The organism is uncultured Aquimarina sp. (assembly GCF_947496855.1).
In the GTDB taxonomy this organism is placed as follows: Bacteria; Bacteroidota; Bacteroidia; order Flavobacteriales; family Flavobacteriaceae; genus Aquimarina.
The window spans coordinates 12813-35922 of the sequence record NZ_CANMED010000002.1; the positions used below are offsets into that span (position 1 = coordinate 12813).

Consider the following 23110-nt stretch of genomic DNA (forward strand, 5'->3'; position numbering starts at 1 on the left):
ATTTCGAATTAAGAACTATAATGATTAACAAAGATATTTTCGGAGAAGCGATTAAAGATTTTTATAACAAAAAGTACAGCGAAGATATTATAGTACAGGCTCCGGATTTTGATGACGATATCATACCGATCCCTTATTTATTTCGAACTTATTCTGAAATGCCAAAAATTGAGCAAAAAGCATTGGATCTTGCTTTTGGAGATGTTTTAGATGTAGGTTGTGGTGCCGGGAGTCATAGTTTATTCCTTCAGAAAGATAGAAAACTAAATGTGCACGCAATCGATATTTCTGAAGGAGCGATTAAAATATGTAAGGAAAGAGGAGTTGCCAATACATCTGTTCAGGATATTTTTAATCTTAAAGAAATACAGTACGATACTTTACTGTTTTTAATGAACGGAAGCGGAATCATAGGAAAACTTGCTAATATTGATAAATTTTTTTCCGACGTAAAAAACTTATTAAAAACTAACGGTCAAATCCTAATTGACTCTTCAGATATCTCCTATTTATTTGCTGAGGATGATGGAAGCTTTTGGGTAGATGCATCTACCGGATATTACGGAGAGATGCAGTATCGCCTGAAATACAAGAAACTTCAGTCTGATTGGTTTGATTGGTTATATATTGACTATAACACGTTACAGAATGCAGCAAACGCCCACGGTTTTATTTGTGAGTTAGTGCTAGAAGGAGAAAACAATGATTATTTAGCTAAGCTATCTATTTAATATCCTTTATTTTTCAGTTTATTAATCGTTTCGGTATACAAATCCCTACTCCATTGTTCACTGACTTCAGCAACCATTGTTCTTAATGAATTACTTTGATTTTGGACTTTTTTCCCTACTTCAGAATCATAGAAAGCGGATAATTTGCCTTTTTGATTATCGCTAAGCTGAGTTCTATCCTTCACCATTTGCTGCCCAGTTTCAGATTCATAAAAAACAATAAGCTGTTTGATATCTTCATGTGAGAAATTGCTGCGATACGCAGATACTAATAATGATTTAATAGTAGTCAATGCAGCTATTTTATCTCCTTTTAATTCTTCCCAAATTTTATCAGGTATACCCTGAGTACTATACTGTTGTTTTAACAAAGTAAACATTTGATCTATTGCTGCGTCATATTGCTGTTCGGTTCCATTTAATTCAAAATATCGAATAGCATCTTGCTGGTACGATCTTTGTGACATGCAAACAGTACTTGTTAAAAATAAAGTTAAAGCAAAAACTATATCTCTCATAAATTCGTTTATTTACTAACCATTACCTCTGGAAAATTAATTTTTATGCAAATTACAAAATTCTTAAGTATACTTTTATTTACATCGCTACTATTCGTGGGATGTTCTGATGATGATGAAAATACTTTTGTACCGGATAGCCAGTCTTCTAACAAACAACCATTAGGAGGTTCTGCCAGTGACTTGTTAAGTGATACTAATTTTAAAGGATTAACCATAGAAATTGTTTCTGTTCAGGGATTTGAACCAACGACAGCTGCCATAAATACGTTTAGAAATTTTCTAGAAGAACGTCTTTTTAAACCAGATGGAATCACAATAAATCAACGTTCGGTTTCTTCTTCGGGATTAGCTCCATTTAATATCGAAAAAGTAAGACAAATTGAAACTACTACAAGAACCGAATTTAATGAAGGAGATGAAATAAAGGTATATATCTATTTTGCAGATGGAACTAATGACAGCGATGAAGGCACCAGAGTAACATTAGGCACTGCTTACTTAAATACTTCTATTGTTATTTATGAGAATACACTCCGAAAATTAAGTAGTAACCCTAATGCACCGATGTTATCTACAGTTGAAGCTGCCGCATTGAATCACGAATTTGCACATCTATTAGGTCTGGTAAATATTGGTACATCATTACAATCCCAGCATGAAGACACGGAATCTAGAGGTCATTGTAATGTAAAAAGCTGCTTAATGGAAGCCGCTATAGAATTCGAAACTGGAATGATAAGTATGTTAAATAATGGAGTCCCGGAACTAGACTCACAATGCATTGCTGATTTACAGGCTAAAGGTGGACGATAATTTATTAATTATTAATTATTAATAAGTTAGACTAAGAAATCGACAATCTACAGTTTACAATAAAGAAAACGGGCAAACACTGCGCACCTACCACTGAATACCTAACACTTAAAATTCAAAATTAGTACACCTTCTCTCCACCAAGATAGGTTGCATTTACTTTAATATTGGGAATTTTATCTTCCTCGATTTCCATGATATTTTCTTCCAGAATTACAAAATCAGCAAATTTACCAGCTGTAATACTTCCTTTTTCGCTTTCTTCAAAATTACTGAAGGCAGCCCAGATAGTCATTCCTTTTAAAGTTTCTTCTCTGGTTAAGGCATCTTGTTTTTGAAAACCTCCTTCTGGATACTGTTTTAGATCCTTACGGGCTACTGCAGCATAAAATGTATAAAATGGACTAACATTTTCCACAGGGTAATCAGTTCCTAACGCAATTTTACCTGTTCTCTCTAAGAGTTGTTTATACGCATATGCTCCTTTGATTCTTTCTTCTCCCAGTCGCTCATCTGCCCAATACATATCGCTGGTAGCGTGTGTAGGTTGCACACTCATTACTAGATTATCATTAAGAATATCAAACTCTTCTGGAGATACTACTTGTGCATGTTCCACACGCCATCTTCTATCTGATTTATCTTTTAATACATCATAATAGGTATTCATCACTACAGCATTGGCAGAATCTCCAATGGCATGTGTATTCATCTGAAAAGGAGAACCTGCTAATCTTTTAGCTAATTCCTTAAATTCATCAACGCCAATCACCATTGCTCCATGATGATCTTCCTTATCAGAGTATGGTTTTTTAAGTACAGCTCCTCTAGACCCTAATGCACCATCTGCATAGACCTTAAAAGAAGACACATTCAATTTATCCGTTTTATGAACTCCTTTTTTCAGGTAATGGTCCACGTATTCAGGAACGTTACTTACCATCACATACATTCTGATTTTTAACTGATCTGCTTTCTGTAAACTATCAATTACAGTAATAACCTCTGGACTTAATCCAGCATCATCAACGGTTGTTAATCCATAACTGAAATTAATTTTCTCTGCATCCATTAATGCAGCTACTTTTTCATTATCCGTAGGTTGTGGAAAAATAGCTTCTATAAGTTCCATCGGATTATCAATCAATACTCCCGTTAATTCTCCATCCTTCTGTAAAATCTCTCCTCCAGAAACTTTGGTATCAATAGTTATTTTTGCAAGATCTAACGCTGTCTGATTTGCCAACATAGCGTGACCATCTACTCTAGTCACTGCAACCGGAGTTTCTGGAAACAGACTATCTAACTTTTCTTTAGTCGGGAATTCTTTGATCTCCCAATCGTTTTGATCCCAACCGCGACCTGTAATAAATGGTACTTTCTTCTTTTTCTGAAAATCTACAATACGTGCCAGTACCTCATCATAACTATTAGTGCCTATAAGATCTACTTTTTGTTGTTGTAATCCCAATCCATAAAAATGACAATGCGCATCAATCAAACCGGGTACAATAGTTTTGCCTCTAGCATCCACAGAATCTGTGAAAGAATATGTTTTACTTACTTCTTCCAGACTACCTACTGCTATAAATTTATCATCTCTGATAACAAAAGCTTCGACTTTTGGCTGACTATCATCTACAGTATATACATTAGCATTAAAAACTAGCAAGTCTGCTGTTTCTTTAGGTTGTTGACAAGAAATAAAAAGAAGTGTACAAATCGTACCTAGAAGTACTTTTTTCATGATGTGTTGAGTTTGAAATGTGTTACTGGATAAAAATAAAGATAAAAATGATTATATCACGTTTTTATCACATTCTTAACTTTTGTAAAAAGTGTATCGGGTTATTCTAATGTTTTTATTCTGAAGCTTAATACCGTTTTTGTTTTGGTATTCTTCACAGTCATTATCACATTTTTTTTTACTTTTTAATTATAAATCAATCACTCTTTTAAATATAATTCCTTCTAATCTATATACTACCATCACAACATTATCTCCATTTCGAGTATATATCTCCGGATCACTTGCTGTTTTCCAATCTATTTTTCTTTTCTCAATGATATCTTTCATCCACTGATCATCGTGATACTCAGGTTTCATCCTCATCATTCCGTTAGTCCATTTATCGATGTCTGAAGGATCAACCTTAACTATAAATTTATAATCCCATGAGGATGCACCGGGAATCGTAGTTCTACTATTTGAAAACCCATTTACGTTAAATAATTCAAATTCTGCATTCTCAAAATCACTAAAATATTTGATTTCATTTTTTAGAATTGCTACCCGTTCTACTTTAGAAACATAATTATCGCTATTCAATTTATTTAAATTTGACTTCGAATTTGATGAATTAAAACAGCTACTAAGTCCTAAAATTACTAGTAAAAGCAGAAGAGTTGATTTTTTCATTTTAATTTACGATTAGGGTTAATCATGAGCAATGATGTGGTATGAAGTATTATTTTTATACGCTTTTAGTAGTGTTCATTTTTTCTCTAATGTAGAAAAGGCACTGGCTTTTCTACCGTCACTATTAATCCCATCATTATAAAAATAACTGTATAACACTAGATTTTTATCAATTTTGGAGAGAATTATGACACCTTTTTCTATACAAACCGTTGTGTTATTCTTAATTATTTCCCTGAATGTGGCTTGATTTTTTGAACACTTTATCAATTCCCACTCTCCAGAACATTTCAAGCTTGGATATGAGATGTTATATATTTCTTTTTTCACATTAATTTCTAATTCAATCGTCCATTGATTATCCTCACTGAGATCAATTTGAAATGCAGTCCCAGTCCATTGGCCCTCTAACCAATGTTTATTTTTTATAACATTATTGTTCCCGACACCACAGCTAGCTATCAGAAAGAAGCTAAACATTACTACTATTAATTTAAACTTCATCATATGGATTTAATACTCTTTAAGAAGCATCGTATAATTAAAGATGACATAAAAATAATCAACTCATCTTTAATTATTCAAAATATCTTTTCGATGTGATCTTATTTGGATGTCATCATCAGCAAGTTTCAGAAATTGAGTCTTGTTCATGATTACTAAATTGATATCCGTTAATCCATTTGGGCCATAATTGTTTTCGGTTATAAATTTTCCGTTATCCAACTCAAGTATTGCGCTTGAATCTTTAAAATGCTCGTTATCTAAAAACCTAAAATGTATATCTTTTATCTGTTTATTTCTAAACATTAACCTTGATGTTAGTCCGTATCTTTGAGCTTTCTCAAAGGTCACACTTTTATTATTTGAATAATCTTCAATTAAATCAATGTTATCATCAGGATACTTCGGTAATAATACAATCTTACCGTTTGACAATCTAATTTGAGATTGAAATTCCTGCATTCCATTTTCATTTTCGAACTTATAATTAAATCGAATTTTTGATATTTTTTCATCAATTAAATCAGATAATTTCATGACGTAGCGTACTATTAGTTAATGACTTGTATGTAAACGTAGTTTGCTTAAATATAACAAATTTTCAGATGAACATATAACTAAGTTTTGCGCCTTTCTCACATATTCTTCTTAAATACTAAATGATATGTCCGAAAAGTCCATTCTGCTATCTATCTTGAGAAAGTAAATAAAAATTGTAAGAGACCCAATTGCGTCAATAGGTTTTATTGCATCTACATATCATCAAAAGACGGACAAACTAATCTTATCAAGCGCTATGATTCCATACCTCATATTAGCTATGCTTTTTAGAGGTTCTGTTTAAAAAAAGCTATTGCCAATCCCAACGTTTTTTCGTGTATTTCTTTTCGGTTTACATTGGGATGGTCTATGGTTAAAGCGGGGATTATCTGTTTCCCAAATTCTGTAGCTTCGTTTAGGAAAACGTAATGATCAACGTTTTCATCAAAAAGATGGATTTGGCTACTTTTTATTAAACTATGGTAATTCAGTGCATTGTATTCAATTAGTGTATTCGTATCACCTTTCCCGGCAATAATAAAAATTGGAGCGGTGATTTTTTTTGTTTGTTCTTGAGAATGGAATCCGAATCCAATTGCAGGAGCCATCACGAAAAAGGCTTTAACCCTGTCGTCTTTTACTTGATTTTTGTATTTCTGATACGATGAAACTATAAGGCTATCATTTTCTAAATCAATAATTTCGTCTGTTTTAGGAAATTCGGCAGGCAGTTCTCTCCCATTCTCTTTCTGATTTCCCCTTGGAGATCTATCAACATATCCTCCAGCCAACGCAATATTTGTATAACCGCCCAATGAGAAACCAACTCCACCTATTTTTGAAGTGTCTATTTTTATTCCAATTCCCTTGTGGTTAAGGACTTCTGTTAATACATATTTTATGTCAATTGCCCTTTCCCACCATTTAACAAATTCTCTTGGTATTTTGTTGAAAGTGGAATTCCCAAAATGGTCAACAGAAACAACGATATATCCTTCTTTTACCATTCTTTGGACAAACCAAGTCAGTGAAAATCTATTTCCACCAGTACCGTGAGAAATCAGTAGTAATGGAAATTTTTTATTCGCAATACTTGCATTTGGTATTGTTTCGATAGTTTCGAAGAGTTCTTTTTGCTCCGAGACAGTATCGTCTTTAGTCAATAAATCATAAGTCGGATACCATATTTCTGTCTCCAAAGGACGATTTCGAGATTCATCTACATAAGTGATTGATTTTTGCCCTATTCTAAATTCGGTTTCTTTTTGTGAAAAACAAGAAATACAAAAAATTAATGCAGCTATTAATATCAGGTACTTTTTCATCTATTGAGTTAATCTTTTCAATGTATAGATAGATATCGAATTAATATGTTACACTTTTACCTAAAATTATGGTTCATCTTTTGTTTATGATTAATTGCCCGTAAAAAGACACTAATTTTTCGGATTAACTTAGAGCCGAATTTTTATGTTTGATAACTTACCAAAATGACCAAATTATATTTTCAACAATGATTTACGTAATTTCTTTGTTATACAAAGGCTTTACTCGTTTTTGATTATTAAATCCATCCATAATAAATATATACTAAAGCAATAGTGTCAAAAAAACCGTGAACAGCAATATTAAACCACAAATCGTTTTTACGAACATGAAAAATAATGGCTAAGAACATACCAACTATACCTGTTGTAATTTGACCACTTATGCCTTGATATGCGTGTAACCACCCAAAAATAAATCCAAATAATAAAATATTTATTACAATACTTATTGTGCTGGATCCAAATAACTTAGTAAACTGTCTCATTAGATATCCTCTAAATACAATTTCCTCACCGAATGCAGCTGCTACCCATATAAGAACAAATAAGCTCAATATTGCAGACAGATTACCTTTATAGGGTTCGAACACAGAATAGTCCATAGATTGCCCTGTAAGATAAGTAACACCTGGCACCAATATGTAGGAATAAAATACAAAAGAAACAATTCCAAATAATGGTGCCGTGATTAACAGACTTTTTACTCTTATTTTTTTGCGTTGAAAACCTAGAGATTTAAATAGATCTTTTCTATATTCTATAGCACTTGCTATTATCATTAATACAGCTACTATAATCATTTGAAAATATCCGGACAGGTATAAAAAGCAGCAAAGAAGGATAGTGATTATAGGAATCAATTTTGCTTTTAAAAAAGTTTTGTTCATTTTTTATCGTTTTAAATTTTAAACGAAGTAACGATAGTGAAGCGAGAAAAATAATAGAGAATCAGAGATTTTTACTGAATGGTATTAAAAGAATAGCTGAATAACCAGCCTAACTTACAGTTTGCTTTCAAACCAATCCATAAACGATTGTCTCTTATATCTACTAATGTTTATCTGAAAAGGTTTTTGATCAAAAATTGTTGGTTTGAGTAGTACAGATAGTTTCCCATTCTCGATAGATTGTACTTGTTCAATAGAATGGGAATGAAGAATAATTTGTCGGTTAGCTCTAAAAAAACTTTGTTCGCTGATTTTACTTTCAACCTCATTTAAAGTGAAATCTGTAATAATTCTAGTTGCATCAGTCTTTACAATATATACTATTTTATTTTCACTGTATATAAAGGCAATTTCAGGATACTTAATTATGGTTATTTTTCCACCTTGTTGAACTTTAAGTATACCCTTTACGGAGATAAGTTTATGAAGTTTATAAATATCAGTTGAAAATAGAAGAGTAATTCCAAGAGCGCTAATTAGTAGGTTGATTGAAAGTCCCGTTAGTAAATGATAAAGACTGTATGAATCAATTCCATTAACCAAACCGTTTAAACCATAATATAAAGCGAAATATAGTAAAGTAATATATCCTAAAGTTGAAAAAAGGAAACGTAATAGTATTTGCATGTTAATTTTTTTAGTAAAGTATTTGTTTCTAAAATATTCAAAATTAAATCTGGCGATAAGAATTATTACACATCCTGAGATAATTGAAACACTAATAGGAAATAAAGGAAATTTATAGTCTTTATTAAGTGGAAAATTTTCTGGCTCAGTAAGATGGTTTGATAGAATAGAAAGTATTAAAAGTATAAAACCATTTCTAACCCAAAAATTTGAAAAACTAATATAATTTTTAAAAAAAGTAATTATTGATTTCATTGAAAACTCTAATCTATCGTCTTGGTTTTTCAAACTTATATTTAACATCTCGTATAGAAATGTAAAGCAGATGATAAACAATCTGTTTCGAATTGGCACTAAGTTAAATATAATATTTTGCTTTTATCTTTTTTCTTGAAAATACCAAATTTTGTATTTGGCTACTTTGTAAACAAACACAGATTTTTAAATTAAAACTAAACCAGCCTATATTTTTTTATGCCGCGTTGTAGCACGTTTTTATTGCATCATTTCTTTTTCAATCATTTCATTATGTACTTTATTTTGAACATGCCTAGAGTTTTCTAATAATTTACTTTTTTTCAATGATGGAAATATTTTTGATGCTCGTTTAATCATTTTCTTTCCTGGAAATAGAATGTCATTTTTTGCCCCGAAAATTGTAATTGGTGTTTCGATTATCCTTGCATCTTTAGAGTCAATAACCGGTAAAGGTGTAAAATCCATATTGAATTCTAAAAATACTTTTGAAAGGTATTTGATTGCAAATTCGTCACGTTCAGTAAAGACCTCAGATAAAAATTTCTCTACATACTTTCGTTTTTTAGTTTTCATATATCTTTTCATTGGTATGAAAACCTTGAATAAAGTTTTTAATGGATTCCCATTTACAATGTAGGCTGGAGATGATAAAAACACTTCTTTTATTTTACTTTCATCAAATTCAAGTGTTTTCAAAATAACTAACCCACCAAATGAAAAACCTACCATTGTTACATTTTTAATGTTTAATTTATTGATAATTTCATTTATCCATTTTCCATATGATTCGTCTTTCATACTTAGTCTAGTCTCCGCACTTTTATTAGGTTGAGATAGTACGTCAATTGCATAAACTCTAAAAGATTTGTTTAGATTAGGGTAAGTCTCTAACGCTATTGGTGCACATCCATTTGAACCATGAACAATTATAAGTGGTGGATTAGAAGAATTACCAGTTACAATAATGTTAGTTTTTCCAAAACTTGTATTTAAACATCTGTAATCATATTTAATATTTAAATCTTTTAATTTATCATCATAGAGATTTAGAATATCAACTTTCCCTTGTTCAGTCTTATATAATGATTGCATACGTATTGTTTGTTTTCAAATAGATTTCATTTTGGTTACTATAATAAGTATAAAAATTGCTATTTGATTGAAATGATTCATATATTAGGACAAACTTACTAAAAATTATAAAATAGGACAAGTTTACTAATGAGTAAAACAAGATTAAGAATATTGTCAGTTTCCAGGAATTTGTTTAACGAAAACGGCTTTAGTAATGTGACAATTAGAATGATTGCTTTAAAATTAAAAATGAGTTCAGGTAATTTAAATTATCATTTTAAAAAAAGAGAACATATTTTAGAAGCTCTTTATTTTGAGATGGTAGAAGTATTTGATATCAGAATTAAACAATTAGACAATAAAGAAATTACACTGGAAATAGTAAAAGAAAATGTATTTCTAAGTTTAAAAAGAATGATTGAGTATCGTTTTTTCTGGACTGACTTATACAATTTATTGAACTTAAATGTAAAGATAAAGAATCATTTCGAAAATGCTTATAAAGAGCGGTTTAAAGGATATGAGTTATTATTTAAAATATTAAATGAAAAGGAAATTTTGAGCAATTTTGAGTTTAGTAGAGAAAGTCATTTTTTAATAGAAAGAATGATTGGTTTTAGTAATACGTGGCTTTATAATTCTTTTATTTATAACTTAGAAATTGATAACGATTATATAGAATCTCAAGCGGAAAACTTGTTAGGAATGCTTTATCCTTATTTTACTGACTTAGGCAAAAGTCAATATAAAAATGTATTCCCTAAGTTTTTTGAGTAAAGTGCTACAACCTTTACTATACGTGTCGTAACACGGTACAACTTTACCTAACTATCCACTTATCTGGACAGATTCCATAACCTATTCATCATAAAATATTTGAGTCTTACTAAAAATATAAAAACCACCTTCTAAGATATAATTGCTATGATCATATACTTGGTGTTAGTATATGTTCTTTTTCCATTCTAAATATTTACGATTTCTTTTCTCAAGATTTTGTTAACGGTTTTGCTTATGATTCCGTTGCGTGTTTCAGTAACTAAATTAGAAAATACAAACCAAATAGAAAATCCGTGAGGATTTTCGGAAGCAGACTAGTATTAGCAATGAATTATACACTTTATTATAATCAATATTTCACTTTTTCAAGAAATCAGAAACAGCTTTTTTAACTAATTCGACATCACAAAATGTAGCAACGTGACCACAATCCCCTTTTAGCTCCAAAATATCACAATCTAATACTTTTGATAATTCTTTAGAATATATTGGATTAACTACGTGGTCTCGTTCTGCTATAATTATAAAGATTTTTGTTTTCACTAATTACAATAAGTTTTCTGGACGTATTTTACTGTTTTTACAAATATTGTGTTCGAGAATTGCTTTCGATTGTACTAATTGATTAAATGAAGAACTCTTCTGATTATATTTTTTTGTTTTGAATTCCTCAAAGTTTTCTTTTTCATAGGTTTTTGACACGTAACAAGGTGAGGTACCTGTCAGTAATTTAATATCTTGAACTCTTTTCATCGCATATTCCATTGCTTCTTGGTCATTTCCAGCAACTTCAATTAACGTTACTATTGTATTCCACCCATTGACACTCCAACTAATAATTCTAAATGGTCAATCTTTAGATGACTCACTAAAAGATTGTATTTAGAACTCACCATATCTCGAATACTTATCTTGTCAAAATATTGATAATTAGATGGTTAATAAGAAATTCCATTTCCTAAAGCATCGACCACAATTACATATTTTCCATTGATACCCATAATACTTTCCGAATAGTCTAAATTATCTTCACTTGTTCCTAAATGCAAAGTAGGCATAAAAACGAAATTGCTCTTATCTTCATTCAAATTACCAAAAGTTCTATATCCAATTTTACAATCCTTTATTGTATCATTTGCAGTTGTTATTAAATTTTCAATATTTTGAATTTGTAATTCCGATTGTCCCAAAGCCGTCATAGCGGAAACGTACAGTATAAATAGCGGTGCTATTTTCTTCAATGTCATTCGTTTCTTATATTGGTTACAATGATAGGTGTAAGATGAGCGTTAGCGCAGTAAACTAAATCGTTTTGCGTAGCAATAGCAGAGGCAAATTTTTTAATCAATACAATCTTATATAATATTGTCTACTGTTTTATTTTAATTTTCTCTTTTACTATTAAATCAAAAGATTCGCGGACTTGGTTTAAAGCTCTAAACTCTGTGTTAAGTAACAAAACCCGTATTAATTATAAGCATTATTATGTATTCGTTCTAATTTGGTATTTCAATTACCACATTTCCCTTTTTTCGTCCTTGGTCAACATATTCATGAGCTTTTACTATTTCATCAAGTTTGAAAGATTTATCAATGAAAGGAATTAACTTTCCTTTTTCAACCATTTCTTTTATCAACTTAAGATGTTCATCCTTCTCCTTTGTTAGCATTCTCACTGAAACGAAGATCCCTCTATTTTTAAGTATCTTTTTTGCTTTTGATTTTGTTGTCTTTCCTACGGCATCAAAAACTATATCGAATTTTTCATCGCCTTCGGAATAATCATATTTTTTATAATCTATCAAACTTTCGGCACCTAATGATTTTACCATTTCAAAATTTGAAGTTGTACATACACCTATTACTCTTGAACCTCTTTGATTAGCAAATTGCACAGCATAGCTTCCAACACTTCCAGAAGCACCATAAATCAATACAGTTTGTCCATTTTTCAAATTGGCTTTTTCTAAAAGGTAAATTGCTGTCATGGCTCCAATTGGTAATGCTGCTGCTTCTTGGTAATTCAAGTTTTCTGGTTTCAATTCAACAACACCATGTTTCCATTTTTGAGGAAGGCAAATATATTCGGCATATGATCCTGCATTTAGCATGGTAGTAGTACCAAATACCTTATCGCCAACATTGAATTCAGTAACACTTTTTCCTATTTCTTTAACTATTCCAGCCAATTCATGTCCCAAAATTTTCTTTTTGGGTTTAAAAAGTCCAAAAATTAATCGAGCAGGAAGCCAGAATAAAGGTGGAAAATCAGAACTTCGAAGTTTTACATCTCCCGAAGTAACAGTAGCAGCTAATATTTTTACCAGAATCTCATCATCTTTAGGTTTGGGTTTTTCTATATTCTTTAGTTTAAGTACTTCTGGTGGGCCATATTTTTCATAAACTACTGCTTTCATATATACTACTTTTTAGGCATTCTGAAAATGACACATAACATATACATATATCACACGCACCATATTTCTATTTTATTGCCGTTTACAACTATGTCCAAATGCTTTCTAAAGAAAAGTAAATTTCTCCAAATAAAAAACCAGTAAGACGTATTTACTGATTTTGGTAGATTTTGTGGTTACATAATTCACCCTTCGACTTCACTTAGGATTCGATATTTTCCAGAACTCTAATTCAGCAAGCTCAGTATTCGTGAAATCGAAGTCTGGTTTGTTTAATGATTCATAGAAATATTACTGTATAGTAGAAGTAAATATTTTTTCAAATCTTTGAGTAAATTCATCTTTAAAACACACCTTTTTATGTGTAAATGGATGTATAAAACTCAACGAATACGCATGTAAATACAATCCCTTGCCTTTTAAAATTAAATGGGCCATTCCATATGCTTTATCTCCCAGTATTGGATTGCATATACTGAACAGGTGTTTGCGTAATTGATGCCGCCTTCCTGTTTGAGGTTTCAACTTGACCAGATTCAATTTTCCAAATCTCTTGGAGAAAACCGATTCGATCACTCTATAATTAGATTGTGATTTCTTACCCTCAATTTCTGATGTGATTTTTCCTCCACTATTCATTTCACCAATAGTAATCGCATAATATGTTTTCTCGATCTTTTTATCTTCAAACATTTTATTTAAAATTCGAATACTACCACTCGTTTTCCCAACCAACAAAATACCAGTTGTGGCATAATCTAATCGATGAACAGGCTGTGGTTTTGTAGCATCAGGAAGATTACTTTGCTGAATGTTTTGAACTAAGGCATTCGTAATAGTTTTAAATTTATTACCACTTACCAAAATACCGGCAGGTTTATGAATCACCGCTAAGTGATCATCCTCAAATAAAACCTTTAACGGGAAGATCAATCTATTAGGAATACTAACCTCATCTGGGATACATAAGCGTATGCATTCACCGCCTTGTAACATAATACCAGAAGTAGCAATAACATCATTAACGGTAATGAAACGTTTCTTTATCGCTTTTTTTAGTGCTGATTTTGTGATAGCTCCCATAAAAATACCAACACCATATTCTTGTAATCGAATTGGAGAAGGTATCGCAGGAACAATATGAGTTTCGGTTGGGTTAATGCTATTTTATTTTTACACACTTATTTGTAAAGGTACGATACCAAATAGGATTTAAAAACCTGTTCTTGATACACCTTTCGACTGCATTCAAGATTCAGTACACAAGGGCTGAACGCAGTTAAAGTTCCTTTGTGGTTCTGCTATTTCACCCTTCGACTACGCTCAAGGTTTTAGTCTTATTTAATAATTGCTGGCAGTACGTATTTCTCTAGTATGCTTTCTGGTTGTTGCAGTAATTTTCGACTTCTATAATTTCCAGAGGTAATCACTACTACAGATTTTAGCTCTGGAATCACACAAATATATTGCCCACCAGCACCTCTTGCTTCTATAGATGACACCTTCTTCTCTCCTACTGTATACGTTTTATGCCACCATAAATATCCATATTCATTTTTGTCTGGTACATCTTGTAATCGTCTATATTTTTTAAAGGATGCTACTACCCAACTCTCTGATAGAATCTGTTTTCCTTTCCACTTACCTTTATCCAGATATAATTGTCCAAACTTTAGCATATCTCTCGGTGTTAAGTACATACCTCCTCCAAAATAAGGTGTAGTAGCTGTATTTTCTGTCTGGATGATATAATTAGTGATACCAAGAGGAGCAAACAACTTTTCTTCCATATATAACTCTAATGGAGATTGTAATTGTTGATCTAAACTCACACCCAATAAAAATGGATTGGCAGAACCATAATTAGCACCTGTTCCTGGCTCTTGTACTATTTTTGCTTCTAGCGTTGTTTTTAACCAATCATCAGAACTCTGATAGTTATTTTCTGATGCGTCTCCATCTACATCCAACCCAGAACTCATTGTTAATAAATCTTCAAAACTTATTTTAGATTTCAAAGTATCTTTTGTGTATTGAAATTCTTTGGGTATAAATTCATATAATTTTTGATCTACTCCTGTCAGAATTTTATCTTCAATAGCGATCCCAATCATCGCAGAAGAGATACTTTTGGATGCCGATCGTTGATCGTGAGAAATATGAGGATTGTATCCATCAAAATAGGCTTCAAAAACCAATTTCCCTTCTTTGGCAATAAGAACGCTGTGTGTATTAGGTAATTCATTTTTATTCACTTCATCAATCAACTTGGATAAAAAAGTGTTTGTCGCACCAACATCCACAGTACTTGCTGTAATCCAGCCGTCATTTAGCGTTACCGGTTTATGTACGTTTTGATTTTTAGGACCACTCGGCTTTAAGGATGATAAATCAATATCAGAACGTTTAAAATCCGTAACCGTTATAGTTTGCTTACCTAATAAAATTTCAAGTTCAATAGTATCTTCTAGAAGTTTAGCTCTAAACCTAAGGCCTGTTTTGTAATCCTTAAACACAATAGATTCTCCTTCTTTTTCACTGCCATTGACCCACGTTCCTGTGAATCGTTGATCACCAAAAAACGAATACATCCCAAGACTACCATCTTGATTATTTTCTACACCTAAATACATTGCTTGTGATTGAAGGCTATCCACCATAAATGGATTCCAAATACCGCTATAAGCATTATCGCTTGTCTTTTGTAAAGTAAGGTGATACATTAAAATTCCGGATTTTATATATCCTGTGGCTGCTGTTTTATCTGATGTAAAAGAAAAATCAAAATGAATATCATCATCAATACTTCCTTTTAGACGCTTATTATTGGTAACTACTAACTTTTCTTTTATTATAGATTCAGGATTGGTAATCGTTAAATCATATGAACTAGTTGATAGTTCTTCTAAAACGATACTAAACCTTAAGATATTCGTATTTGCTAGTTTCCCTTCCCAGTTTCCTTGATATTTGTTTGCTGCCTCTTGTGAACAACCTGTTAGAATGGATACAAAAAGAAGTACTGCTGTCATTACATTTTTAAACATGGTTTTTTCTACTTTTTATGAAAGTCAAAGGTACTTTCTTACTCCTTCAAAAAATTGTATCAGATTAACATCATGAATTTTTATAGAGATTCTTTCTGTAAAAACTAGGATTCATTTCAAAATAAGATTTAAAAACGCGATTAAAATGACTTTGATCTGAAAAGCCTGTTTGATAAGCAATTTCAGTTAGCGAGTTTGATGAGTCCAAGATCAGAGGAATTGCTTTTTTAATTTTATGTTGCCTGATATATTCGCCCAGACTGGCAGAAAGATATTTTGGTGCAGATCGAGATATATGTACTGGATGTATATTTAATTGATCAGAAAGATATTTAAGACTTAGTTCCGAGGTATCATAGTGTAACAGTTCTTGTAGTCCAATGATCCAGTCGGGAATATTTTTACTATCGTTTTCTTTAATTTCCCCTAACGCCTCACTGATTTGCAACAGTAATAGTTCTACTGAGACTTCACTATATTGATCTGATAATACAAATTCGTGATATAGTTTTGCAAAAAGGAAATGTACCTTAGGGTTTTCGATTAACCGACTTCCTTCTAGTAAATTAATATCAATTCCTTTGTTTTGAAACCAGTCTTGCTGAAATTCTAAATGAAATCCACTTGCTATTTCAGAGTGCTTAGAACCATAATGGGCTTCCTGCCAATTATTGAACATAATACTCCCTGATGGACATAAAGTTTTTACTTTGGTATTACAATCCATCATATTACCTTGTAACACAAACATGAAATACGGATTCTCATGATAATGCCATGCCGTCTTTTCCACGGTATACTTGTACTGCGATATTAGAATACCATTAAAAGAAACTTCTGAGTTTTGTTTTCCGTAATAAGTTCCTTTTGTTAATATTTTCATTCCTCGTTAAGCTTGCTAAGATATCATCAAATATCTAATATAAAAATTTCACGATTTTCTAAGATAACAAAATACATTGAATTCCAAGTTTGATAAGAAATAAGAATATAATAATAATCATCTGTTCCATTATGAATTACCTTACTCTTCTAAAGATTAAGTTTTCAGAATGTTTGAGAAACGAGCTCTATTAGAAAACCAGCTGTTTCCAATACTTTGATATGAAACGTATGGATGTCTAATTGTACCAGTGGTTAAGATTTTCTTAATACAGAAGTTGATGATTTTTCTATAACCAAACATCGTAAAAAGTTCACGTATATTAATAACTTTTTGAATACTTTTTCTTTTCTTCTAACTGAGTTACTTGCTTACCGTTGCCTATTAGAAAATTTGTAGGTAATGTTTCTCTATCTCTGAATCGTTGTAGAAATACAATAAAGTGTAAATGCGGTCCGGTAGACCACCCTACATTACCACTATAACCAATATGTTGCCCCTTTTTTATCATTTCTCCAGGTTCCACTTTAGCGCCACCCTTTTTAATATGGGTGTATTCTGCAAAAGTTCCGTCAGAATGATATACTAATATGTAATTATTAAATTTGGCACAATCTTGCTCTGTACAAGTTTTATTAAAGCTTTGTTCTACAAGTACTACCTTTCCATCTCTTGCAGCATATATAGGAGTTCCTATCGGCATTCTGAAATCTAAGGCATACTCGTTATGATGAGAGACTACCCCATTATATCCTTGCGTTACCATATACTCGGCTCCTTTTTTAAAAGGTAAATAATATGCATAATCTTTGTCGTAAGAAGTCTGTAAATGACTACCGTGATTATATCTTACACTAAATCCCAGTCTAAGGGCTTTTCTTCTGTCTACAACCGTAAGATCTGCTATGTGAAATTTGGTAATTTGCGCTGGTACTTCTATAATCTTAATGTCTCCAATACTCGATGAAAGATTCTCTATTCTAAAATCAATCTCAACAGAAACTGGGCAAAACTCACCATTATCTGCATAAATTTTATAGCCATTCTCATTTTCTTCGTAATACACCTTAAAATTTTCCTGTGCAAAGGTGGATATAGATAGTAGACCACATATCCAAAAGATAATCCTATTCATATTCAATTCATTTCCAATTACTAGAATAAAATACTGTTTTTTAATATATAATTCCTTATCAGAAATGTTTTTAACTAAATCTCTTAATGAACTCTTTCTAAGTTTAATAATTAAACTTATACGTTATGCCTCCTAACACTTGTATTCCTTGTACAGGGAAGTTAGACCAGCGTTCGTAGTTTTCACCAGCAAGATTGTTTCCTTTTACAAAAACAGATAGTTTATCATTAAATCGATATCCAAAGTTTACGTTTGCATCAAAATAGCTATCTAATGTTACGGTGGCTTCTGGCGTTGGCGGAGTAAAAGCAACGGCTGTATTGATATCCTTTCGTTCTCCAACGTGAAATATCTGAGCTCCAGCAAACCATTTATCTGTTATTTGATAATCTAACAATGCAGCTACTTTTACATCTGGTAAGTTCCAGGCTTCCTGTTCATCTTCTGTATCATAATTAAAATACTCTGCAGAGACACCTAATTTAAACTTCTTGTTAATATTAAAATTCAATTCTCCATATCCACTTAATGTTAGTATGTCATCATAGCGATAGGTAAAAGAGTTCCCGTAATCGTAGCCTTCTAATTGTAGTGTCTGCGGTCTGTTATTAACGAATAAAGCTCTATCATTTTCGGAAGCATAGCCACCTCTAAAATTGTAACTTACCACATCAGAGATTTTACCTTTTAATCCTACATAAGCATCAAATTGATTATGCGTAGGTGTTAATACCAACGTTGGGGACACATACGGATTTGCTTGTACTGCATCTCTATAGGTATTTTGTTTTAATCCTCCTTCTAAACCTCCATAAGCAATTATGGCTTCATCTAATAATCTATAAGACGCTGTAACCTTAGGATAGATAAAAAAGTCATTATCATTATTCTGGCTATCAATGCTATAAAAAACTGAAGCGCCCAGGTTTAAAGTCAAATTATCTCTTAGTACCACAAGACTTGGTTGTATTCCTAGATTAAGAATACTAAAATCATTTGGAGTTTGTAATACCTGATCCAATGGTCTATCAAAACTTCCTCCTAGATAATCAATGATAAAATCTGTGGTGATTAATTCATCTACAATTTCAAACTCGAATGTAGGAGTAAAAACTGCGTGATGTTCTGCAGTGCTCAATGCATCTCCAAAATATCGATAGTTTAAGGAAGCTCTTTTGAAATATAAATCATCAAATTGCAATTTGCCCCCCAACTTGGCCCCAAAATAATTCTGTTGAGGGTCAATTGCATCAATTTCTGCTTGTGTAAGTACAGGAGTTTCTGGTAAGCCATACCAGTTATATAATTGGTGCTCTGCTCCTACTTCTATTCCGTATGTAAAATCTTTAGTACGTGATGTATAATTAAGATCTAAGAATGTATTATAGAACTTATCATCTAGTTCTACATCTTCTATTCCTCCTTGGGAGGAGTTATGGTGTAAATACAATCCAATATTATCGGTACGATTTACTTGAAAATTACTATAAAATTCCGCCAATACGGAAGTAAAATTACCAAACCCTAAGGTTGCATAATTATCGTATAATGGTATTTTTTTTGGCTTATCAATATTAGCCGCCCTACCTTTTTCAGGAGTAAATGTAGATGCTACAGGAACTGAAAAAATACTATAGCGTATCTGCTTTTTCTTTTGGGTAACCGAATCATTTAGTATCGGTGTAGATTTCAATTTAAAAGCATCACTGATCGTTGGTGTATACGTCTTCACAATAACCACTCGTTCGGTTTCTATTGTTTCTTCTTCTTTTTCCTGTGCAAAGGTATTACTCATTATTGTAACACTTATACATAAAAACAATATTACTTTAGACCTCACAGGTCCCAGAGACCTGCGAGGCTTTCTTAATTTCTTGATATATCTCGACATAAATAGTTAAGAGTTTATAACTGATGATTATTGTTCGGTTTGGATGGATGAATTTGTTTTAGCTTCTTCGGCTTTTATTTTTTTGAGTTCAAATCGTGCTTCGTCAATCACATCCTGATAATCAGTGAAATTTTTGATAACACTTTCTAAAATATAGGTAGCTTGGTAAGCATCTTCTAATCCATAGAAGTTTTTAGCCATTAGCACAAGACCTTTGGCTCCATACAATTTATACCCTGAATAATCTTTGGCTAGTTTTTGTACAGTTTCGTTTGATATTTTATAACCACCTTCTTTGTTTTTAAAATAAGCATCATAATACAAAGCTTCCGCTGCTAACTCTCCTGTAGCAATTTTTCTAACTTCGGCATATGCTCTTTTAGCTCTGGCATCATCTGCAGTTTGTAACGCTGCACGCGCAATAAAAATTTGCGCATCACTTTTTACGTCATTTTGGATTTTTGGATTACCCAATACTTTTTCTGCATATGCTATAGTTTCTTGATAATGTACTAATTGATAATGTGACTTCATCAAATTAGATTGCGCGAATATGATATTCTGAGGAAAATCTGCAGCTGTTTCTAAACGTTCTAGCACAGGAATAGCTTTATTATAATTACGATTCTCCAAATGAATCTGAGATAATCTTGCTAATGCTTGTTCTGTGAATTCTGTCCTGTCTTTTTGTAATACATATTCATAATGTGGAATTGTAGCTTGCTTATCTCCTTTCTTGAAGAATAATTGTGCTAAGTAGAAATGACTTTTTAATGCATTAAGCCCGTCAGGAAATTCATCAAGATATTTCTGAAAACCTGTAATCGCAGCGTTTTCGTTGTTCTCTAAAAATTGTTTTTCTGCAGCTTCATAAGATGTATTATCCAAATCTGCATCCGTAACATCCACAAAGCTTAACCCTTTTACCCAACTAGAATATTCATCGGTTCTACCTAAATCAACATAGATCAACCTAGCCGTGTTCACTGCTTGCACAGCCTCATCCGTTCCTGGGTAATCGGCAACTACTCTTTTAAACTTGGTTAATGCTCTATTTCCCTGATCACCATTATAGTAAATCAATCCTTGTTTTAATAATGCTTTTGGCACATAAGAACTACTAGGCACTTCTTTAACCAACCGATCATACGCTGCAATCCCTTTTTGGGTTTCATTTTCTGCTATATAGGTATTTCCTAAAGCAAACATTGCATCATCACGATAGGTAGATCGGGTATATTGTTTGATAAACATCTCCAAATCACTTATTTTCTTATCATTCTTTTTGACAAAGCCATAACTGATGGCTTTCTGATAATGTGCGTAGTCTGAATCTGGCCCACCATTTTTGATCGCCTTATTATAAGCCTCCATAGCTGGCCAATACTTACTAGAAATAAAATGACTATCTCCTAATCGTAGATATGTATCTGTCAATCGTATTTCATCAACACCTCTTTTCTTAGAATAGGTGTCAAAAAAACCTGCCGCTTGTGGGTATTGTTTTAGTTTAAAATATGTATACCCAATATTATAATCTATTTCAGCATATTCATTGGTTGCTGAAGCACCTTCATTTCCCTTAAACAGTTTAAAACCAATAAGGGCTTCCTGAAAATTATTCTGCAGATAATCGCATTCTGATTTCCAATAAATAGCTTTAGCTGTAAATTTTGGATCTGTTTGCTGCGCCAAAGATTTATCAAAATATACTTTTGCTTCCGCATAATTACTTTCATTATACAATTCTATTCCACGGAAATATGCTACTTTTTGATAAACTACTTTATCGTCAAAATTACGACTGCCTTCTAACAAGTCCATAGCCTCTTTATAATTCTTAGAGGTAATATATGAACTGATCAATAATTCTTGTATTTCTTCTTTAAATTCGGAATTAGGATAGGCTTCTGCATAAGATAATAACACTTTTGGTGTACTCTCATATGAATTACCAATCTCATAACTCAATTTCGCATAATTATATAATGCATCTTCTTTAATCTTAGCTTCAAAATCCATTTCCGAAGCATTTTTAAAGGCATTCAGTGCTTGTTGTTTTTGATCTGTCTTTAAATAAGATTCTGCCAAATGATAATAAGCATTCTGAGCAGTTGCATTACGGCCATCTACTATTTTATTAAATTCTGAAATAGCATTAGTATAATCACCACCTTTATAATACGCATATCCTAACTGGTAATAATCAGTATTGTTCCATTTTCCTTTTCGACCTTTGTATGCTTTAAGATGTGGTATTGCTTTATCGTATTGGCCAAGATTAAAATAACTCTCACCAATAATTTTGTTAAGCTCTGATTTTTCTGAAGGTTTAGATCTAGAAAGTTGCCCTAATCCATCGTTGATAGCATCCTGAAATTTTCCAGATTTAAAATTCATATCACTCTGGAAATATGATAAATTTTTATTGTATTTATCTAAATCCTTTACCTCATCAAACAGTTTATCTGCTTCCTGATAATTATCTCCTTCGTAGGCTATAAAACCTAGATAATATTTTGCTTGCGCTCCATATGTATCGCTCTCTTCTACTTTAGTTAAAAACTTTTTCGCTTCATTAAACCGTTGAATTTTAAAATACGCATACCCATTATTGAAATTGAATTTTTCTTTTTCGGTACGGCTCATATTACCTTCATCTACCTTATCATACCATTTGCGGGCATAGGCATATTTACCGTTATCAAAATAATAATTAGCTACATCAAGATATGCTGCATTACGCTTAATACTGGTAGGATATTGTACCACAAACTCTTCCATCAATGTATCCGCTCCTTTTTGATTAAGCCATACCGCGCAATTAGCTATATAATAGGTGCATTCTGCATCAATATTTTCGTCATCTACAGCATCTCTAACTTTATCAAACAAATTCTGAGCTGCCAGAAACTGCTTATTATTATAAAGTTCTAAAGCCTGATTATACAGTACTAATTCGTTAGTGTAAATTGCAGATTGTTGCGCAGAAATCTTCGAAGATAGGATCGCAACAAAAAGCATCAAAGTGATGTATTTGTTCATGTATATATTTCTTTCAAAGTTTAGATTCTGGATTATCCCAGAATACCAGTTTAATAGAAATCTCAAGGTTACCCCTTGACCAATTTTTCTTAAAGTAAATATCGCTTCCCGTGAATAAATTTTGTGTTAAAGATACCCTAATCTTCATCT

The 23110-nt window shown here is 32.0% G+C and carries 21 protein-coding genes; 3 read left to right on the plus strand and 18 right to left on the minus strand.

Features of this window, described 5'->3' with window-relative positions:
* Positions 1–20: 20 nt before the first annotated feature.
* The gene (locus tag Q0921_RS06045; RefSeq protein ID WP_299254845.1) at positions 21–731 is read left to right on the plus strand and encodes a bifunctional 2-polyprenyl-6-hydroxyphenol methylase/3-demethylubiquinol 3-O-methyltransferase UbiG; all 711 of its coding nucleotides are present in this window, start codon (positions 21–23) and stop codon (positions 729–731) included.
* On the opposite strand, the gene Q0921_RS06050 is transcribed toward Q0921_RS06045, so the two are convergent.
* Positions 728–1249 (minus strand): DUF2059 domain-containing protein, encoded by a 522-nt coding sequence (locus Q0921_RS06050; protein WP_299254848.1) that lies wholly within the window; start codon positions 1247–1249, stop codon positions 728–730. The genes Q0921_RS06045 and Q0921_RS06050 overlap by 4 nt on opposite strands.
* Positions 1250–1294: 45 nt before the next feature.
* On the opposite strand from Q0921_RS06050, the gene Q0921_RS06055 reads away from it, so the two are divergent.
* Complete coding sequence (locus Q0921_RS06055) at positions 1295–2065, plus strand: hypothetical protein (protein WP_299254850.1); 771 nt, start codon at positions 1295–1297, stop codon at positions 2063–2065.
* A 121-nt stretch (positions 2066–2186) separates the two neighbouring features.
* On the opposite strand, the gene Q0921_RS06060 is transcribed toward Q0921_RS06055, so the two are convergent.
* The 8 genes from Q0921_RS06060 to Q0921_RS06095 form a co-directional block, all read right to left on the minus strand.
* The gene (locus tag Q0921_RS06060; RefSeq protein WP_299254853.1) at positions 2187–3812 is read right to left on the minus strand and encodes an amidohydrolase; all 1626 of its coding nucleotides are present in this window, start codon (positions 3810–3812) and stop codon (positions 2187–2189) included.
* Between the two features lie 189 nt (positions 3813–4001).
* Positions 4002–4484: a hypothetical protein gene (locus tag Q0921_RS06065; RefSeq protein ID WP_299254856.1), complete on the minus strand. Its 483-nt coding sequence runs from the start codon at positions 4482–4484 to the stop codon at positions 4002–4004.
* Positions 4485–4559: 75 nt separating this feature from the next.
* Positions 4560–4988 carry a hypothetical protein gene (locus Q0921_RS06070; RefSeq protein ID WP_299254859.1) on the minus strand — a complete coding sequence of 143 codons (429 nt, stop codon included), beginning with the start codon at positions 4986–4988 and terminating at the stop codon, positions 4560–4562.
* A gap of 69 nt (positions 4989–5057) precedes the next feature.
* Positions 5058–5525, minus strand: a complete 468-nt coding sequence (locus tag Q0921_RS06075; RefSeq protein ID WP_299254862.1) for a hypothetical protein — start codon at positions 5523–5525, stop codon at positions 5058–5060.
* A 290-nt stretch (positions 5526–5815) separates the two neighbouring features.
* On the minus strand, positions 5816–6853 hold the full coding sequence (locus tag Q0921_RS06080; RefSeq protein WP_299254865.1) for a hypothetical protein: 1038 nt from the start codon (positions 6851–6853) through the stop codon (positions 5816–5818).
* A 239-nt stretch (positions 6854–7092) separates the two neighbouring features.
* Entirely contained in the window at positions 7093–7743 is a 651-nt protein-coding gene (locus Q0921_RS06085) for a CPBP family intramembrane glutamic endopeptidase (protein ID WP_299254868.1), read from the minus strand.
* A 114-nt stretch (positions 7744–7857) separates the two neighbouring features.
* Positions 7858–8685: a LytTR family DNA-binding domain-containing protein gene (locus Q0921_RS06090; RefSeq protein WP_299254871.1), complete on the minus strand. Its 828-nt coding sequence runs from the start codon at positions 8683–8685 to the stop codon at positions 7858–7860.
* Between the two features lie 240 nt (positions 8686–8925).
* Positions 8926–9780, minus strand: a complete 855-nt coding sequence (locus Q0921_RS06095) for an alpha/beta hydrolase (protein ID WP_299254874.1) — start codon at positions 9778–9780, stop codon at positions 8926–8928.
* 129 nt (positions 9781–9909) lie between these two features.
* Here Q0921_RS06095 and Q0921_RS06100 point away from each other — a divergent pair, with 129 nt between their 5' ends.
* The gene (locus tag Q0921_RS06100) at positions 9910–10539 is read left to right on the plus strand and encodes a TetR/AcrR family transcriptional regulator (RefSeq protein WP_299254877.1); all 630 of its coding nucleotides are present in this window, start codon (positions 9910–9912) and stop codon (positions 10537–10539) included.
* A gap of 360 nt (positions 10540–10899) precedes the next feature.
* Here Q0921_RS06100 and Q0921_RS06105 read toward each other — a convergent pair whose 3' ends face one another.
* The 9 genes from Q0921_RS06105 to Q0921_RS06145 all read right to left on the minus strand — a co-directional run bounded on the left by Q0921_RS06105 (position 10900) and on the right by Q0921_RS06145 (position 22960).
* Positions 10900–11085 carry a hypothetical protein gene (locus Q0921_RS06105; protein WP_299254879.1) on the minus strand — a complete coding sequence of 62 codons (186 nt, stop codon included), beginning with the start codon at positions 11083–11085 and terminating at the stop codon, positions 10900–10902.
* Between the two features lie 395 nt (positions 11086–11480).
* Positions 11481–11789, minus strand: a complete 309-nt coding sequence (locus Q0921_RS06110; protein WP_299254882.1) for a hypothetical protein — start codon at positions 11787–11789, stop codon at positions 11481–11483.
* 249 nt (positions 11790–12038) lie between these two features.
* Positions 12039–12959 (minus strand): NAD(P)-dependent alcohol dehydrogenase, encoded by a 921-nt coding sequence (locus Q0921_RS06115; protein ID WP_299254885.1) that lies wholly within the window; start codon positions 12957–12959, stop codon positions 12039–12041.
* Between the two features lie 291 nt (positions 12960–13250).
* Entirely contained in the window at positions 13251–14042 is a 792-nt protein-coding gene (locus Q0921_RS06120) for an RluA family pseudouridine synthase (protein WP_299254888.1), read from the minus strand.
* 254 nt (positions 14043–14296) lie between these two features.
* Entirely contained in the window at positions 14297–16006 is a 1710-nt protein-coding gene (locus Q0921_RS06125; RefSeq protein WP_299254891.1) for a serine hydrolase, read from the minus strand.
* Between the two features lie 70 nt (positions 16007–16076).
* Positions 16077–16889 (minus strand): AraC family transcriptional regulator, encoded by an 813-nt coding sequence (locus tag Q0921_RS06130; protein ID WP_299254894.1) that lies wholly within the window; start codon positions 16887–16889, stop codon positions 16077–16079.
* Positions 16890–17211: 322 nt separating this feature from the next.
* Positions 17212–18024: a M23 family metallopeptidase gene (locus Q0921_RS06135; RefSeq protein ID WP_299254897.1), complete on the minus strand. Its 813-nt coding sequence runs from the start codon at positions 18022–18024 to the stop codon at positions 17212–17214.
* A 103-nt stretch (positions 18025–18127) separates the two neighbouring features.
* Positions 18128–19819, minus strand: coding sequence for a TonB-dependent receptor (locus Q0921_RS06140; protein WP_299254904.1), 1692 nt, complete (start codon positions 19817–19819; stop codon positions 18128–18130).
* Positions 19820–19942: 123 nt separating this feature from the next.
* The gene (locus Q0921_RS06145) at positions 19943–22960 is read right to left on the minus strand and encodes a tetratricopeptide repeat protein (protein ID WP_299254909.1); all 3018 of its coding nucleotides are present in this window, start codon (positions 22958–22960) and stop codon (positions 19943–19945) included.
* Positions 22961–23110: the final 150 nt, after the last annotated feature.

Bases quoted from the DNA above. Each gene is read 5' to 3' on its own strand.
- Q0921_RS06135 (WP_299254897.1), bottom strand. From the start codon at position 18,024: ATGAATAGGATTATCTTTTGGATATGTGGTCTACTATCTATATCCACC.
- Q0921_RS06080 (WP_299254865.1), bottom strand. From the start codon at position 6,853: ATGAAAAAGTACCTGATATTAATAGCTGCATTAATTTTTTGTATTTCT.
- Q0921_RS06120 (WP_299254888.1), bottom strand. From the start codon at position 14,042: ATGGGAGCTATCACAAAATCAGCACTAAAAAAAGCGATAAAGAAACGT.
- Q0921_RS06110 (WP_299254882.1), bottom strand. From the start codon at position 11,789: ATGACATTGAAGAAAATAGCACCGCTATTTATACTGTACGTTTCCGCT.
- Q0921_RS06115 (WP_299254885.1), bottom strand. From the start codon at position 12,959: ATGAAAGCAGTAGTTTATGAAAAATATGGCCCACCAGAAGTACTTAAA.
- Q0921_RS06075 (WP_299254862.1), bottom strand. From the start codon at position 5,525: ATGAAATTATCTGATTTAATTGATGAAAAAATATCAAAAATTCGATTT.
- Q0921_RS06065 (WP_299254856.1), bottom strand. From the start codon at position 4,484: ATGAAAAAATCAACTCTTCTGCTTTTACTAGTAATTTTAGGACTTAGT.
- Q0921_RS06050 (WP_299254848.1), bottom strand. From the start codon at position 1,249: ATGAGAGATATAGTTTTTGCTTTAACTTTATTTTTAACAAGTACTGTT.
- Q0921_RS06140 (WP_299254904.1), bottom strand. From the start codon at position 19,819: ATGAGTAATACCTTTGCACAGGAAAAAGAAGAAGAAACAATAGAAACC.
- Q0921_RS06060 (WP_299254853.1), bottom strand. From the start codon at position 3,812: ATGAAAAAAGTACTTCTAGGTACGATTTGTACACTTCTTTTTATTTCT.
- Q0921_RS06095 (WP_299254874.1), bottom strand. From the start codon at position 9,780: ATGCAATCATTATATAAGACTGAACAAGGGAAAGTTGATATTCTAAAT.
- Q0921_RS06125 (WP_299254891.1), bottom strand. From the start codon at position 16,006: ATGTTTAAAAATGTAATGACAGCAGTACTTCTTTTTGTATCCATTCTA.
- Q0921_RS06070 (WP_299254859.1), bottom strand. From the start codon at position 4,988: ATGAAGTTTAAATTAATAGTAGTAATGTTTAGCTTCTTTCTGATAGCT.
- Q0921_RS06085 (WP_299254868.1), bottom strand. From the start codon at position 7,743: ATGAACAAAACTTTTTTAAAAGCAAAATTGATTCCTATAATCACTATC.
- Q0921_RS06100 (WP_299254877.1), top strand. From the start codon at position 9,910: ATGAGTAAAACAAGATTAAGAATATTGTCAGTTTCCAGGAATTTGTTT.
- Q0921_RS06130 (WP_299254894.1), bottom strand. From the start codon at position 16,889: ATGAAAATATTAACAAAAGGAACTTATTACGGAAAACAAAACTCAGAA.
- Q0921_RS06045 (WP_299254845.1), top strand. From the start codon at position 21: ATGATTAACAAAGATATTTTCGGAGAAGCGATTAAAGATTTTTATAAC.
- Q0921_RS06055 (WP_299254850.1), top strand. From the start codon at position 1,295: ATGCAAATTACAAAATTCTTAAGTATACTTTTATTTACATCGCTACTA.
- Q0921_RS06145 (WP_299254909.1), bottom strand. From the start codon at position 22,960: ATGAACAAATACATCACTTTGATGCTTTTTGTTGCGATCCTATCTTCG.
- Q0921_RS06090 (WP_299254871.1), bottom strand. From the start codon at position 8,685: ATGAAATCAATAATTACTTTTTTTAAAAATTATATTAGTTTTTCAAAT.